This window comes from Priestia sp. TSO9 (assembly GCF_021029645.1).
Classification (GTDB): Bacteria; Bacillota; Bacilli; order Bacillales; family Bacillaceae_H; genus Priestia; species Priestia megaterium_E.
Window position 1 is genome coordinate 888,028 of sequence record NZ_JAJEKD010000013.1, and the last position, 14,226, is coordinate 902,253.

Consider the following 14,226-nt stretch of genomic DNA (forward strand, 5'->3'; position numbering starts at 1 on the left):
TCCTTTGCTACATACTAAGCAGTTCTCGAAGCTCTTCTTCTGTCAAGCTAGAAAGCATTGTTTCTCCCGGCTGAATAACCTGTTCGATGAGTTCTTTTTTCTTTTGCTGCAAGCCGTAAATTTTTTCTTCGATGGTTCCTTGAGAAATAAGCTTGATGACCTGCACAACATTTTTTTGTCCAATGCGGTGTGCACGGCCTGCCGCTTGTTCTTCAATCGCCGGGTTCCACCATAAGTCATATAAAATAACCGTATCGGCTCCCGTTAAATTTAAACCCGTGCCTCCGGCTTTTAATGAAATTAAGAAAATGTCTTGTTCTCCATTATTAAACCGATCCGCCATTTCCACTCGTTCTTTTGATGGCGTTTGACCGTCTAAATAAAAGTATGAGAGATTTTCTTTTTGGAGCTCTTCTCGAATAATGTGAAGCATGCTTGTAAACTGAGAGAAGATTAACAAGCGTTTTCCGTTGGCAACCGCATTTCTTGTAATCTCAAGCAGCTGCTCTAATTTGCTTGAATCCCCTTCGTAATTTTCAACGAATAAAGACGGATGACAGCAAATCTGGCGAAGTCTTGTTAGTCCCGCCAAGATCTTCATTCGGTTTTTGTTAAAATCTTCACCGGCTAAAGATGATTTTAATTGTTCTAAATAGCCTACATATAACTCTTTTTGTTCTTTAGTCAGCTCAGATAAATGAGTTGTTTCAATTTTATCAGGCAGTTCTTTTAACACATCCTTTTTTACTCGTCGCAGTAAAAATGGTCTTACAATTCGGCTGACCTGCTCCGATGACATGTTTTTAAACTGGCGAAGTCCTGGAAATAAGCCAGGAAGAATGGTCTGGAAAATTGACCAAAGCTCATCAAGTGAGTTTTCAATAGGCGTACCGCTAAGCGCAAAACGTTTTTTAGCTGAAATAGTCCTAACAGCTACTGCTGTCTTCGTTGTATGATTTTTAATACTTTGAGCCTCATCTAGAATTAAAGCATGAAAATGAAGATGCTGATACAAATCGATATCTTGACGCAGCGTTGGGTAAGATGTAATCCATACGTCAGCTGTGCGTTTTAGCTTCTCCTCACGCTCGCTCGGCGTTCCTGTAATGGTTTGAACCGTTAAATTCGGTGCAAATTTCTCCAATTCGTTGCGCCAGTTATAAATCAAGGAAGCCGGCACAACAATTAAAAAGGCATTGCTGTCTTCATCAAGCTCTTTTTCAGATAAGATATAGGCAATGCTTTGAAGCGTTTTTCCAAGCCCCATATCATCAGCCAGCACGCCTCCTAAAGAGTAGTGAGCCAGAGATTTAAACCATTTAAACCCATTGTACTGATAATCACGCAGGGATGCTTGCAAGGATTCCGGTACTTCCCAATCCATTTCCTCTGGGGATTTGAGCTGTGTAAGTAACCTTTTAAATGCTGAGCCGAACTTAGCCGCTGATTTATCACCCGCACTCATAATCTCTTCTACTTGCATCCCTCTGTATAAAGGTACTTGCAATGAGTTATCCTTTAAGTCTTTCTCGGTTACGTTCAGCTCACGAAACAGATTTTGAATATGCTCAAAGCCTTCGTTTTCAAGAGGAATAAACGCACCGTTATCTAGACGATGATAGCTTTTCTTTTCTAAAACAGATTTTAAAACATCTTGAACGGTCTGATGATTAATGTCTCCTAAATCAAAATTAATTTCTAATAATCCATTGCTGTTTTTGATGTCAACCGTTGTTACTGGCGCAGAAAAATCCGTATAAGCATAATCTTTCATCTCATCCGTAATATACACATCCGCTATTTCATCAAGCTTTGGAACAATATGAAACAAAAATTCATATAAAGATGATTCGTCTTGATTTAAATACAGCTGATTTTTATAAATGTTTAAAGGAGCTGTTTCAATTAAATCCATCACGCGGTCTTCTTTTTCTAAATCTCGTATTAAGATTTTATCGTACTTTTCAGGTTGAGGTGAAAATGGATTAATTGAAATCTCTCCGTAGTGGTACCCAAGTGTCACAAACAGCTGTTCATCTTCCTGGTCAATAAATACTTTTGCTTTTAGTTCAGGTGCAATAATCTGATGGGATACTTCTTTTGCGATATCCACTTTCCCCACTTTTTTCAGTCCTGGAACGACGTGAGATAAAAAATTGCCCATCTGTTCTTCTGCTATAGGTACGACTGGCTTCAAAGGCGCCGTTTTTCGAAGCCCTTCAAGAAGCATACGCTGATCTTGAGATAGCTCATAAAACGTCCCCTTTAAAAATAGCCACCCGTATCGATCAAAAAACGAAGCTTGATGAAGCTCCGTAAAGTCTAGTTCAAATCCAGCTGCCGGGTGCTTATTTAACTGAAACGAAAAAGGAGCTGAGCTTTCAGCAAAGATAATATTTTCATATGAGTGCTCGTCATGAATAAATGTAAAGTTCCGATCTTTGAGCAATTGAAATAACTCTTTGGCTATGATGGAAGGAATGATTAGTTCTCTGTTATTTGCAGACGAACGATACATGGAATAAGAATTTTTATAAAATGATTCATTTGTCATAATATCCATCAGCAGCTCAATGATTTTTCTATCTTCTTCTATAAAAAAATGTTCCGCCGGGTCATATTCGAAGCGCTTGGTAAATTCGTGAGTTTGGAATTCTTTAACGTCTGTTAAAAATTCTTGAATGTTTTTTACTACATACGTCCGGTCGACGCCCACTTTCATTTCAAGCGCTACGTACATTCCTTCTGAACGTAAAAATTCTTCTGAGTAAGACTTGCAAATAAATTCTACTTTCAACGGATCTTTATCGGCATATTTCCTATGGTCACTTATGGTTTGCTGATAGCTTGAAAATAAGTCGATAAAGTGATTTACATTCTCGTATTCTTTGCTTTGGCGAAAAGGCTTTGTTTTAATTGGCTGCGGCTTTGCTCGCTCATCGCAAATGGTTAATAAAACAGCTACTTCGTGTTTGCATTCTGAAAACTCGTGATAAGCAGGACAATCGCAGAATGAATAAAAAGAATTTCCTTTTTGTTCAACCATTACTGTATACATTTCCGCACCTCGAACCGATGCTGTCCACGTAGTGGTCTGTTCATTGTATTCCAAATCAAGCACACGTCCCTGCTTGTAATACGTGTGTCCTCTATAGTACGTTCTGCTTGAGTACGAATCTTTTAATTGTTCTTTGTTTAATGTTTTATTTATCATCGCTTCACAATCTTCCAATCGCATAACAGTCAATGCTGTTGCTGTTTAATTTCTATTCAGAACAAATAATGTTCAACGTCATAAACGTTGAACATTATTTGTCAATTCCTCTATTATAACATGCAACAGACATTATAAAACACTCTTAAGCAATGCAGACTGTTTTCGCTGTTTTCTTTTGTAGAGTATCCAGCCCGCTCCAGCCGATGATAATAAAAGGAGACTCAGCCCTAAAAAAGCCAGTCCTATACGATCGTTAGCCGTAACGTACGTAAAGAAGAAAATCAGTACAATCCGAATTCCTAACGTAATAAAGCGAAAACAGCTGTCGACTCTTCCCACGATGATATTTGGTATTTTTTGCATCATAAACGTATTTCGAGCTACTCTTGTACCTGCATTTGCAAAAGCAAGAAGAAACACAATAGAAAAATAAATGGGTAAAAGCTTCATAAAGAAGATGATAGATATTCCGAGTGCAAAAAGGCTTATATTCAGCATAATCGCTAGCTCTGTGCCTGTTCTTTTCATAATAGATACGATAAATACCCCTGCCGTTAACGCCCCGAAACCATATACAGCACTTTCAATCCCATATGCTGCTGGACTTGCGTTTAATTCTTGAGTCAGATAAATAGGAAATAAATAGTTCGTCATCATCACAGCGATGAAAGGCATAAAAGAAAGCAGTAAAAAAAGAGAGACCGAGCGATTTTCTTTTATAAATGTTACCCCTTCTTTCATAGCAGTCTTTTTCTTGTCGCTTCGTTCCCTGCTTTGTTTATATGGAATACTCAATAGACAAAGAAATGCAGCTATATACGTAGCTGCATCGACTGTTAAAATCCATTGAAGCGACCAACGAGTAATGACTAGACTCGCCAAAGCTCCTGCAAGCATACTTGATAGCTGACCTTGTATTTCCATGATACTGTTTAATGAGTGAAACGCATCTTTTGAAAAAATTTCTTGATTTAACGCAAAAATCGTTGGATAAAAAAAGGTGTAGTAAAGGTTTCCGGTTCCATACAAAATGACGTAGTGAATCGTTGAATAGTCTGTAACAAAACCGACGATTACAAATAACATGACCGTGATAAAACCTATCAATTCTACGGTTAACAGCAGTTTCTTTCGTGACATTCGATCAATAAGAACACCAATATACGGAGTAGCCACAAAGCTAATCACCGTCATAATCAGCATAATCGTACCAAATAGTCTATTTCCATCTGGAGATGCAACTAACAGTAAAGGAATGGCAATCATCGTAATACCAGAACCGATCGATGATAAAACATTTGCAGCAACTACGGCTTGAAAGCGACGGTCTTTATAAAGCGCCTTCATCAAACGTTTTGCTTAGCTTCTAAAATTTGCTTAGACACTTGTGTATACAAAGTCAGCTCATTAACTAATTCATGAATTCCGTCAGCTGCATTTTTTCGTAAAGTCCCTTTTTCCACGATGTCTGCAGGGTCTAATACCAGCTGCTTAGATAGAACATTCGCATACAAAGCGCGTGTAACGGTTCTAAGGTTATTTAAAGCATTAATGCCTCCTTTTCCTCCTCCTGATACTGCTAAAAGTGCTACGGGCTTATGCGCAAAATACGCACTGTTTAAAAAGTCAAATGCGTTTTTTAACGCTCCGCTCATAGCTCCGTGGTACTCGGGCGTCGCAAGTAAAATACCATCCGCTTTTTCTATTTTTTCAATTAGCTCTTGTACTTCTTCTGTTTCATATTGATGAGGTTCACCTGTGAATATAGGAAGCGATAATTGGCTTAAATCTAAAAAAGAACTTTGATAGCTTTTGTGAAGCTCTCTCGTCACTTGTGTTGTTCGGCCTGTTTCTCTAGGACTTCCATTGATAATAAGTATGTTCATGCTTATCTACTCCTCTGTCGTTTGGTTATATGTATAGTATAGGGATGATTGAACTTTTTTTCGTCATGCTATTGATAGAAAGAAAGCTACCAATATAGACGGAGAAGCACGGAGAAAAACCTACAACTAAAGTCGTAGGTTAGGAAATGCCGTGCTGCACAGCATATAGAGCAGCTTGCGTGCGGTCTTGAACACCGAGTTTCGATAAAATATTAGATACATGTGTTTTTACTGTTTTTTCTGTAATATGTAAGGAAGCACCAATTTCTTTGTTGCTTTTACCTTTTGCAATTTCTTTTAATACGTCTTTTTCTCGTTTCGTTAAGTGGTCAATAAAATTGACTTTCTTTTCGCTGCTTTTGGTTAACCGTGTTAGCAAGTGTGTGGTGACTTTTGGATGAAGCTGATTTTCTCCGTTCATTAGCTTTCGAATAGCGGCTACAAGTTCATCTGGGTCACTTTCTTTTAGCTGATAGCCTGAAGCTCCAGCTTCTAGTGCCGGTATCACATGGTCTTGATCTGAAAAGCTTGTTAAAATCATAACTTGTATATGCGGTGCTTGTTTTTTTAATTCTTTTGTTGCTTCAATTCCGTCGAGAACGGGCATCGATAAATCCATTAAAACAATATGGGGCTCTAGAGATGTCGCTAACTTTAAAGCTTCCTCTCCGTTAGAAGCTTCTCCTACAATTTCTAAGTCGGGCTGCGTCTGTAAGAAAAAGACTAGTCCTTTTCGGACAACGTGGTGATCATCTGCGATTAGAATCTTTATTTTCATGTGCGCTCCTTTCTGTTATGAAAGAGGAATAGATACTTCCACAACCGTTCCGTTTCCTATGCTGCTTGTAACAGATAGATTGCCATTTAATCTGTTTATTCGCTCCTGCATGGTTTTTAACCCAAGCGTCGGCAATTCTGCTGAAGCGCTATATATAAATCCATTGCCGCTATCTTGAATTTTCATAATTACTTGTTCCTTGCTTATATTTACGTTTAAATGTACCTCTGCCGTATCCGCATGCTTTCGACAATTATTAAAAGCTTCTTGTCCGACTCTCCACAGTGTCTCTTCAATCACAGCAGGCAAAACGGACACTCCTTTAATTTGTTCTTTTACGTTAAGACCTAGCATTTGACCATAGCTTTTTAACGCGCTGACAATGCCGTTTTCCAATCCTTGAGGGCGAAGCTGCCAAATTAATGCTTTCATTTCTACTTGAGCATGCTGAGCGGTTTCTTGGATTAAGGAAAAAGTCTCTTTTAACTGCCCATCTGTCGCTAAGCTGCTTCCGGCTTTGGCTGTGACATTAATCGAAAATAACAGCTGATTAACAGAATCGTGAAGATCTTTGGCCAGTCTGTTTCTTTCTTCAATAAGTTTTACTTCCTGCTGAGATTGAGTCAGCTTAATCCGCTTGATAGCCGTGCCAATTTGAAGAGCGACAGATCCTAATAAATCAAGCTCTCGCTGTTCAAAATGAATTTTATGAGGGGCAGCTACATTTAATAATCCAAAGCGCTCATCCCCTGCTTGTAAAGGAACCGTTGCGTGATGAGTAATGTCGTGTGTATCTCCCCACTCATGAATGACGGAATCTTCAAGTCTCTTGCACTCCATAATATTAGATGCTTTTTGAAGCCGGCCATCCATATACCGATCAACACACCAGCAGCTTCCGTTACACATAGGCTGAGCGGTTTTATTTAATAAAGCCGGCGGCAAATGCTGAGCGGCAATCATCTCATGTTTTCCATTTTCGTCAATAAAAAAGATCCAGCCTGTTTGTAAATCTGTTATTTGCAGCAGTTTTAAAAGAGCATCGTGAAGCATTGTATGTAAATTAGTGCCTTCATTTAAAATCTCGGCAATGTCTTTTAAAATCTTAAGCTCTGAAATATGATCTTTTTCCATAGCCTCTCTCCTATATGATGTATTTTCCATTTTTTATTTTATCACAATTACAGACGATTCCGGCTCATAGGATGTTATTTTTAAGGTGTTTCCGCTTAGGTATGTAAGAGTTTTTGACATCAATAATAAAAATTCCAAAAAGTATGTCAGGTAGTTTAACAATTAGCTAGAGTCTTTACGTAAAACGAACTATACTACAGATAATTCACGTAAGAAAAGAAAAAACGAAAGGAAATGAGAAGAAAAAAAATATTAAAATTAATACATTGAAAACGCTTCCAAATATGAAGGCATAGTGCTATTATATAATTATTAACAGAATAGGGATGTGAGAAAGATGAATAAATTATTTTTAGAAGAGTTACGATACATTATCTTGTGTGAAGTGCCTATGACAAAGTACCGAGTAGAGCAGCTGCAAGACAAATTTGATCAAAGCCCATACTTAATTAATGAACTTTATCAACTCCTATTCGAAAAGCGTCACATTTTAGCTTTTGTTGATGATATTGAATCATCCCTGTATGACTATATTGTGAATAAAGAAATGATGGATGCTAAAACGTATTATGGAGCTATTACACACGTAGCAAATCTTTTCGGCGAAACGCCTACATATATAAAATGCAAAATAAAAAAATATAGAGAGTCTTCGATTTCAAGTATCAGTGCCTAAAAGTTGCGCACAGCTGATTCAAATAAAAAGCAAAAAAGAAATCCTAGCACAAGGGTTTCTTTTTTGTACCACTAACATATAGGGAGGAAAATAAGATGAAGACATTTTTTATCACGAATCGCTATTCTTTTCTTGAAACGCAAGTAAATGAATACATGCAATCTTTACTGGTGAAAACGCCTGAACAAGTTATTTTATATTTTGAAAGACAAATTCGAAAGTATAAAGTATATTTACAGAAAAAACATCATTATCCAGAGTGTATGGTTCAATCTATCCACCGTTTAATTGAAGAATATTCATTAAGTATCATTAAAGTAAAAAAATATATTAGCTACCAAAACAAGCTGATGAATAAACAGCTATTAGAGCCGCAGTAAAACGAATTATTTTTTATGGTTCGTTTTACTGCGGCTCTGCCGCTTTATTGCTCATATTTTACTAGTAGATGCAGCACAGCGGGACGTTCTTCGAGATTTTTGTATGAGTGCGTGTGACTTCCTTCAAATTTCACCGAGTCAAATTGGTTTAACTCGTATACCTCTTCTTCAATCTTTATTTCAACTCTTCCTTCCATTACCGTTGCTACTTCAATTAATCCTTTGTGATGCGGTTCCGGACTGTATGTAGCAAGAGGTGAAAGAAATGCTCGGTACATTTCAATCGTCGAATCCATTTGATTTTGAAACATAAACTCAATTTTCCAAGCTTCATCTGGTCCTTTAAGAGAAAATCCCCCTCCGCACTTAGATAGGGATACTGAAGGTTCTACTGACACTAATTTGGTTAAAGGAATATTTAAACCTGTGGTTATTTTCCACATCACCCCTAAAGTAGGGTTCGTCTCTCCTCTTTCAATTTTTCCTAATGTGAGTTTGCTGACTCCTGTCTTTTCAGCCAGTTCATCCAGCGTCAAATGATTTTGCATCCTGATTTTTCGTAATTCACTGCCTACTTTTTTAATCATGTCTTCTGTATGCATTTCTTCCTTCCTTTCTGATGTATATTATGATAAACTTTTTTGAGTAATTAACATATTATAATATATTTGATAAGGAGGGTAAACAATGAAAGCAATAATATGGGGACTATTATCTTCCATGTTCTTTTCCGCTACGTTTATCGTCAACCGAGCAATGAATGTATCTGGAACGAGTTGGGCATGGACTGCATCCCTCCGCTTTTTATTCGCTATTCCTATTTTACTCATTTTAGTGCTGCTGCAAAAGAAATTTACGCCTCTGTGGAAGGAAATGAAAAAACATCCGTGGGCTTGGCTTGGCTGGGGTACACTTGCAGGAGTAGGCTTTTATTCTCTCTTAAGTTTTTCCTCACTTTTCGGACCATCATGGCTAGTGGCAGGAACGTGGCAAGTGACCATTCTAGCTGGAGCTCTTCTTTCTCCGTTGTTTTTTATAAAAGTTCAAACTGCAGAAGGATATAAAAAAGTAAGAGGGAAAATTCCGCTAAAAACGCTTAGCGTTTCAGCGTTTATTTTAGTAGGCGTGATTCTTATGCAGGTAAAAGAAGCAGAAAATATTACGGCTATGCAGTTTATTCTAGGGTTTCTACCTGTTGTTGTCGCTGCATTTTTATACCCGCTTGGAAACCGAAAAATGATGGAAATATGCAGCGGAAAGCTCGATACGTTCCAACGTGTATTGGGAATGGCGTTAGGAAGCATTCCCCTAAGCATTATTTACGCAATATACGGTTTCTTTACTACAGGTATTCCGAGTGCTCCTCAATTTTCTCAAGCCTTTCTCTTGGCAATGAGTTCAGGTGTAATTGCTACGATGACGTTCTTTTACGCAACAGACTTGGCAAAAGAAAATTTAGGTTTGCTTGGAGCGGTCGAAGCAACTCAATCAGGCAGCATGATTTTTACCGTTCTTGGCGAAGTGTTTTTATTAAATGGCCGTATGCCAACAGGGATTGCGTTAGCTGGTATGACGATAATCGTAATTGGAATGATTATGAACAGTATGCTAAACAAAAAAACAAAACTATCTCAGACCGCGTCGTCACCCACTCTATCAAAATAAGAAAAGAAGAGATGAAAGTCTGTAAACAGATTTTCATCTCTTCTTTTTAATATTCGAGGTGATTGTTCCAATAGCGACTCCAAAGCACAGGGAATCGCATCTGTAAACCGTCCTCATCATCTTCATCCCAATCAAGATCCAAATCTTGCTCATCGTACCACATTGGGTCAAACTGGTCATATTTATCATAATAATAGTCGTTATCTAAACCTGTCTTTTCTTCGTAAGCTTCGCACGCTACAGCAAGTAATTCTTCTAATTGAGGAGCATAGCCTTCTGCTTCTAGTGGTTGAAGAACAGAAATCATCGTCTCAGGAGATTCAATTGCTTTATAATATATGTCTTTTCCTTGATATAAAAGCCACGCTCTAAAATAATCAAAACAATCATCTGAACAACCGCCCATTACAATATAAGCTGCTGCCCACAATGAAGAAGTATAGGATTGATCAAAATGCTGATTTAATAGCTGATCAAAGCGGAAAATGTCTTTTTCAGAACGCTTTGCTAGCGTTGAGCGGAGCCATTCCATTTGCTCGTCGACATCTAATTTTGTCTTCGCCTTTTTTATCAGTTCCCAAAAGAGATCCTCTGACATCGTGCTGTCTTTCATTACTTGCATTGAACAAGTTAAAGGTTTATATCCTTTCTGCATTTTTGCACGAATCAGCTTTTCAGCTTCCGCTTCACAAGCTTCTTTGGAAGCAAACTCTTTCACTTGCATGCGACCGGCTGTATCAACTTTTCCAAAGTGAATGACTAACTTGCTGTCTCTTCTTTCAACTTTCCAAAATTTATTCGATTGCTCATCTTTATACACTAAGGTTATTTGCATGATACATTCCCCTTTTTCATCCCACTACTATTTTAAATATTTCTCTTTTTACAAGTTATGTAGATTCACAGCGCTTCATAATCCCTTTTCTTTGCTTTTTTAACATGTTTCAGTTGATTTTATTATTTCTGAAGTCGTTTAAACAGTGAGCAATGACCACAAATTTGTGTAATATGTTCATTAGTTAATTTTTGTTGCATTTACAACATTTTATTTTTCCTTTATACTCTTTTTATATCACGTATTTTTATTATACAAAAAAGAAGCTTAAATTCGTAGAAAAGGAAGGATTTTAATGAAAATTGAGCATGTTACAACAAAAGAGCAGCTTGAAGAAGTATTCCGTATACGTAAAACAGTGTTTGTTGAAGAACAAGGCGTGCCCTTAAAAGATGAATTTGATGAACATGAGGAAACGGCAAAACATATGTTGATTTACTATAACAATAAACCGGCAGCTTCTGGTAGATTCCGCATAGTAGACGATTACGCCAAAATAGAGCGAATATGCGTATTAAAGGAATTTAGAAAATACGGGCTCGGAAAAGAAGTGGTGGCCAGCTTAGAAGAAGCAGCGAAAAAAGAAGGATTAACTCAAGCTAAGCTTCACGGTCAAGTTCAGGCTGAACCTTTTTATCATAAGTTAGGCTATAAGACTGTTTCTGATGTCTTTATGGAAGACGGTATTCCACACGTTATTATGAAAAAAGAATTTTCGTGTTAAAAATGCTTCTTTGCACCGTTACTTTAGTAAAGAAAAAGGCTCTCAGCAGAGAGCCTTTTTTGTGCTATTAGATTTTCATAATTCCGCCCGTGCTTGCAGAAGTTACAAGTTTAGAATATCTTGCAAGATAGCCTTTTTTAACTTTTGGCTCAAAGCCTTTCCAGTTTGCTTTTCGTTCTGCCCAAACATCTGGAGAAACTTGAACATTCATCGAACGATCTTCAATGTCAATCACGATGTGGTCGCCATCTTCGACAAATGCTAGTGGGCCGCCTTCAGCAGCTTCTGGAGACGCGTGGCCAATTGATAATCCACGTGAAGCGCCAGAGAAGCGTCCGTCTGTTAATAGTGCTACTTTTGCACCTAGTCCCATTCCCATAATTTGAGAAGTTGGAGCTAACATTTCAGGCATTCCCGGTCCGCCTTTTGGTCCTTCATAACGAATGACTACGACATGTCCTTCTTTTACTTTTCCGTTAGCAATACCGTGCAGCGCCTCGTCTTGAGACTCAAATACAATTGCCGGTCCTTCGTGGCGAGTAATGCCATCTTGAACACCGCCTGTTTTAATGATCGCGCCGTCTGGAGCTAAGTTACCAAACAATACAGCAAGTCCGCCTTTTTCTGTAAACGGCTTATCGATTGGATGAATAACGTTATAGTCTTTTACATCGCATCCTGCAATGTTTTCGCCTAGCGTTTTTCCAGTAACCGTCATCGTATCTAAATGAAGAGCTCCTTCTTTTTTAGATAGCTCGTTTAGAGCAGCCGATACGCCTCCTGCTTCATGTAAGTCTTCAATAAATACATCCGAAGCCGGAGCGAGTTTTGCCAAGTGAGGCACGCGTTCCGCTACTTCATTGATGCGCTCTAACGGATAATCAATTTCAGCTTCATTCGCAAGAGCTAGCGTATGAAGAACTGTATTTGTAGAACCACCTAACGCCATGTCTAAAGCAAATGCGTTGTCGATTGCTTTTTCTGTGACGATATCACGTGGTTTTAAATCTAATTTAATTAATTCCATAAGCTGTTTAGCTGATTTCTTAACAAATTCTCTACGTTCAGGAGCAACTGCTAAGATTGTACCATTTCCAGGTAAAGCAAGTCCTAACGCTTCAGCTAAGCAGTTCATTGAGTTCGCTGTAAACATTCCTGAACAAGATCCGCATGTCGGACAGCCGAATTGTTCTAATTCAAGTAATCCTTTATCATCAAGTTTACCAGCTTGATGAGCTCCTACGCCTTCAAATACTGAAGAAAGAGAAATCTTACGACCGTCGCTTGTTACGCCAGCCTTCATTGGTCCGCCGCTAACAAAAACTGTCGGAATATTCAGACGTAATGAAGCCATTAACATCCCAGGCGTGATTTTATCACAGTTTGGAATACATACCATTCCATCAAACCAGTGAGCAGATACTACCGTTTCAACTGAGTCAGCAATGATTTCACGACTTGGTAATGAATAGCGCATACCGATATGTCCCATCGCAATACCGTCATCTACACCGATAGTGTTCATTTCAAAAGGTACGCCACCAGCTTCGCGAATCGCATCTTTTACGATTTTACCAAACTCTTGTAAGTGAACATGACCTGGTACAATATCAATATATGAATTGACAACCGCAATAAACGGTTTGCCGAAATCCTCTTCTTTTACACCAGCTGCACGCAGTAGGCTGCGGTGCGGTGCTCTGTCGAATCCTTTTTTGATCATGTTACTTCTTAATTCTGCCACAATAATTCCCTCCGTATTCATCTAACCTATTAAAAACTAAATCTTTTTAAATTGTTTAATAATTTTTAATATAAATACTAATTTAACAAATCACATAAAGGTTTGTAAAGGTTTATGACAAAATAATCATTTTTTATTTTAAAATAGTAAAATCATCTGCATAAATTAGTATAATATATACATATATCCCTTATTTTACAGGAAAGCAGAAGGTGAATGCTGAGCATGAAACAATCCTTTTACTACAGAGGTCATCAGGAAAAAGAAATATTTGCACAAAAATGGAATGTTGAAAACAATTCTGCAAAAGGCGTTGTCCAAATAGCCCATGGAATGGCCGAACATATTGGACGCTACGAATACTTTGCTAATGTATTAACTCAACATGGCTACATCGTATATGGAAATGATCACCGCGGTCACGGTCAAACAGCTTTAAAAGATGAAGAAAAGCGTTTTTTTGCTGAAGAAAATGGTTTTGATACAGTAGTCTACGATATGATTGCTTTGACTAAGCACATTTCAACGGAACACTCCAACCTACCAATCTTTCTTTTCGGTCACAGCATGGGGTCTTTTCTAACGAGAAGATATATTCAATTGAATACAGAGCACATTCACGGCGTGATGCTCTCAGGTACTGGCAGCATTCCTTCCCTTTCACTGAAGGCCGGCATATTAGCTACGAAAATAGAGAAAAAAAGAAAAGGATTACGATCTGCTAGTCCATTGCTTGATAAACTTTCTTTTGGGCAGTACAACAAATCCTTTCATCCTGCTCGAACACCTTTTGATTGGTTAAGTCAAGATAATGAGGCTGTAGATTTATATGTAAATGACCCTTACTGCGGAGGAGTTTTCACAGCAGGGTTTTTCTATGACTTATTAACAGGAATCAAACAAATCTCTAACTTAGCTAATATAAAGCTAGTCCCATCGAGCCTGCCTGTTTATTTAATATCTGGAGAACATGATCCAGTAGGCAGCTATACAAAAGGTGTACGCAAAGTATATAACGACTTTAAAAAAGCCGGATTGCAGAACGTAAGCTACCGCTTTTTTACACAGTGCCGTCATGAGTTGCTTAATGAATTAAATAAAGATGAAGTGATAGACGATATACTAAATTGGCTTGACGTGCAAATGGACAAAAAAACGGTTCGTGTTTAGACACGAACCGTTTTTTT

The 14,226-nt window shown here is 38.0% G+C and carries 13 protein-coding genes; 5 read left to right on the plus strand and 8 right to left on the minus strand.

Annotated features, from left to right (window positions below):
* Nucleotides 1–7: 7 nt before the first annotated feature.
* From LJC66_RS12695 to LJC66_RS12715, 5 genes are all read right to left on the minus strand, one after another.
* Complete coding sequence (locus tag LJC66_RS12695; RefSeq protein ID WP_230932687.1) at nt 8–3,214, minus strand: DEAD/DEAH box helicase; 3,207 nt, start codon at nt 3,212–3,214, stop codon at nt 8–10.
* Between the two features lie 132 nt (nt 3,215–3,346).
* Entirely contained in the window at nt 3,347–4,564 is a 1,218-nt protein-coding gene (locus LJC66_RS12700) for an MFS transporter (protein WP_230932688.1), read from the minus strand.
* Nucleotides 4,564–5,103, minus strand: coding sequence for an NADPH-dependent FMN reductase (locus tag LJC66_RS12705; RefSeq protein ID WP_050691148.1), 540 nt, complete (start codon nt 5,101–5,103; stop codon nt 4,564–4,566). Before LJC66_RS12705 ends, LJC66_RS12700 begins: the two co-directional genes overlap by 1 nt.
* A gap of 139 nt (nt 5,104–5,242) precedes the next feature.
* Nucleotides 5,243–5,881, minus strand: a complete 639-nt coding sequence (locus LJC66_RS12710; protein WP_050691149.1) for a response regulator — start codon at nt 5,879–5,881, stop codon at nt 5,243–5,245.
* A 15-nt stretch (nt 5,882–5,896) separates the two neighbouring features.
* Nucleotides 5,897–7,015 carry a GAF domain-containing sensor histidine kinase gene (locus LJC66_RS12715; protein ID WP_269067594.1) on the minus strand — a complete coding sequence of 373 codons (1,119 nt, stop codon included), beginning with the start codon at nt 7,013–7,015 and terminating at the stop codon, nt 5,897–5,899.
* Nucleotides 7,016–7,352: 337 nt separating this feature from the next.
* Between LJC66_RS12715 and LJC66_RS12720 the strand changes: the two genes are divergently transcribed.
* Both LJC66_RS12720 and LJC66_RS12725 read left to right on the plus strand, forming a co-directional pair.
* Nucleotides 7,353–7,691 carry a hypothetical protein gene (locus LJC66_RS12720; protein ID WP_050691151.1) on the plus strand — a complete coding sequence of 113 codons (339 nt, stop codon included), beginning with the start codon at nt 7,353–7,355 and terminating at the stop codon, nt 7,689–7,691.
* Between the two features lie 95 nt (nt 7,692–7,786).
* Nucleotides 7,787–8,071, plus strand: coding sequence for a hypothetical protein (locus LJC66_RS12725; RefSeq protein WP_028408390.1), 285 nt, complete (start codon nt 7,787–7,789; stop codon nt 8,069–8,071).
* Between the two features lie 44 nt (nt 8,072–8,115).
* Here LJC66_RS12725 and LJC66_RS12730 read toward each other — a convergent pair whose 3' ends face one another.
* Nucleotides 8,116–8,673, minus strand: coding sequence for a helix-turn-helix domain-containing protein (locus LJC66_RS12730; protein WP_195696937.1), 558 nt, complete (start codon nt 8,671–8,673; stop codon nt 8,116–8,118).
* 85 nt (nt 8,674–8,758) lie between these two features.
* Between LJC66_RS12730 and LJC66_RS12735 the strand changes: the two genes are divergently transcribed.
* On the plus strand, nt 8,759–9,736 hold the full coding sequence (locus LJC66_RS12735) for a DMT family transporter (protein WP_195696936.1): 978 nt from the start codon (nt 8,759–8,761) through the stop codon (nt 9,734–9,736).
* A 46-nt stretch (nt 9,737–9,782) separates the two neighbouring features.
* Here the strand turns inward: LJC66_RS12735 and LJC66_RS12740 are convergent, their stop codons facing one another.
* Complete coding sequence (locus LJC66_RS12740; protein WP_195696935.1) at nt 9,783–10,571, minus strand: DUF4240 domain-containing protein; 789 nt, start codon at nt 10,569–10,571, stop codon at nt 9,783–9,785.
* Nucleotides 10,572–10,866: 295 nt separating this feature from the next.
* On the opposite strand from LJC66_RS12740, the gene LJC66_RS12745 reads away from it, so the two are divergent.
* A complete protein-coding gene (locus tag LJC66_RS12745) occupies nt 10,867–11,295 on the plus strand; it encodes a GNAT family N-acetyltransferase (RefSeq protein WP_153252880.1) in 429 nt (142 codons plus the stop codon).
* Between the two features lie 67 nt (nt 11,296–11,362).
* Here LJC66_RS12745 and ilvD read toward each other — a convergent pair whose 3' ends face one another.
* The gene (gene ilvD, locus LJC66_RS12750) at nt 11,363–13,039 is read right to left on the minus strand and encodes a dihydroxy-acid dehydratase (RefSeq protein WP_013083330.1); all 1,677 of its coding nucleotides are present in this window, start codon (nt 13,037–13,039) and stop codon (nt 11,363–11,365) included.
* A gap of 225 nt (nt 13,040–13,264) precedes the next feature.
* On the opposite strand from ilvD, the gene LJC66_RS12755 reads away from it, so the two are divergent.
* The gene (locus tag LJC66_RS12755) at nt 13,265–14,209 is read left to right on the plus strand and encodes an alpha/beta hydrolase (RefSeq protein ID WP_195696934.1); all 945 of its coding nucleotides are present in this window, start codon (nt 13,265–13,267) and stop codon (nt 14,207–14,209) included.
* The last annotated feature ends 17 nt before the right edge of the window (nt 14,210–14,226 follow it).

Bases quoted from the DNA above. Each gene is read 5' to 3' on its own strand.
- LJC66_RS12700 (WP_230932688.1), bottom strand. From the start codon at position 4,564: ATGAAGGCGCTTTATAAAGACCGTCGCTTTCAAGCCGTAGTTGCTGCA.
- LJC66_RS12735 (WP_195696936.1), top strand. From the start codon at position 8,759: ATGAAAGCAATAATATGGGGACTATTATCTTCCATGTTCTTTTCCGCT.
- LJC66_RS12705 (WP_050691148.1), bottom strand. From the start codon at position 5,103: ATGAACATACTTATTATCAATGGAAGTCCTAGAGAAACAGGCCGAACA.
- LJC66_RS12740 (WP_195696935.1), bottom strand. From the start codon at position 10,571: ATGCAAATAACCTTAGTGTATAAAGATGAGCAATCGAATAAATTTTGG.
- LJC66_RS12730 (WP_195696937.1), bottom strand. From the start codon at position 8,673: ATGCATACAGAAGACATGATTAAAAAAGTAGGCAGTGAATTACGAAAA.
- LJC66_RS12755 (WP_195696934.1), top strand. From the start codon at position 13,265: ATGAAACAATCCTTTTACTACAGAGGTCATCAGGAAAAAGAAATATTT.
- LJC66_RS12715 (WP_269067594.1), bottom strand. From the start codon at position 7,015: ATGGAAAAAGATCATATTTCAGAGCTTAAGATTTTAAAAGACATTGCC.
- LJC66_RS12720 (WP_050691151.1), top strand. From the start codon at position 7,353: ATGAATAAATTATTTTTAGAAGAGTTACGATACATTATCTTGTGTGAA.
- LJC66_RS12725 (WP_028408390.1), top strand. From the start codon at position 7,787: ATGAAGACATTTTTTATCACGAATCGCTATTCTTTTCTTGAAACGCAA.
- LJC66_RS12695 (WP_230932687.1), bottom strand. From the start codon at position 3,214: ATGATAAATAAAACATTAAACAAAGAACAATTAAAAGATTCGTACTCA.
- LJC66_RS12745 (WP_153252880.1), top strand. From the start codon at position 10,867: ATGAAAATTGAGCATGTTACAACAAAAGAGCAGCTTGAAGAAGTATTC.
- LJC66_RS12710 (WP_050691149.1), bottom strand. From the start codon at position 5,881: ATGAAAATAAAGATTCTAATCGCAGATGATCACCACGTTGTCCGAAAA.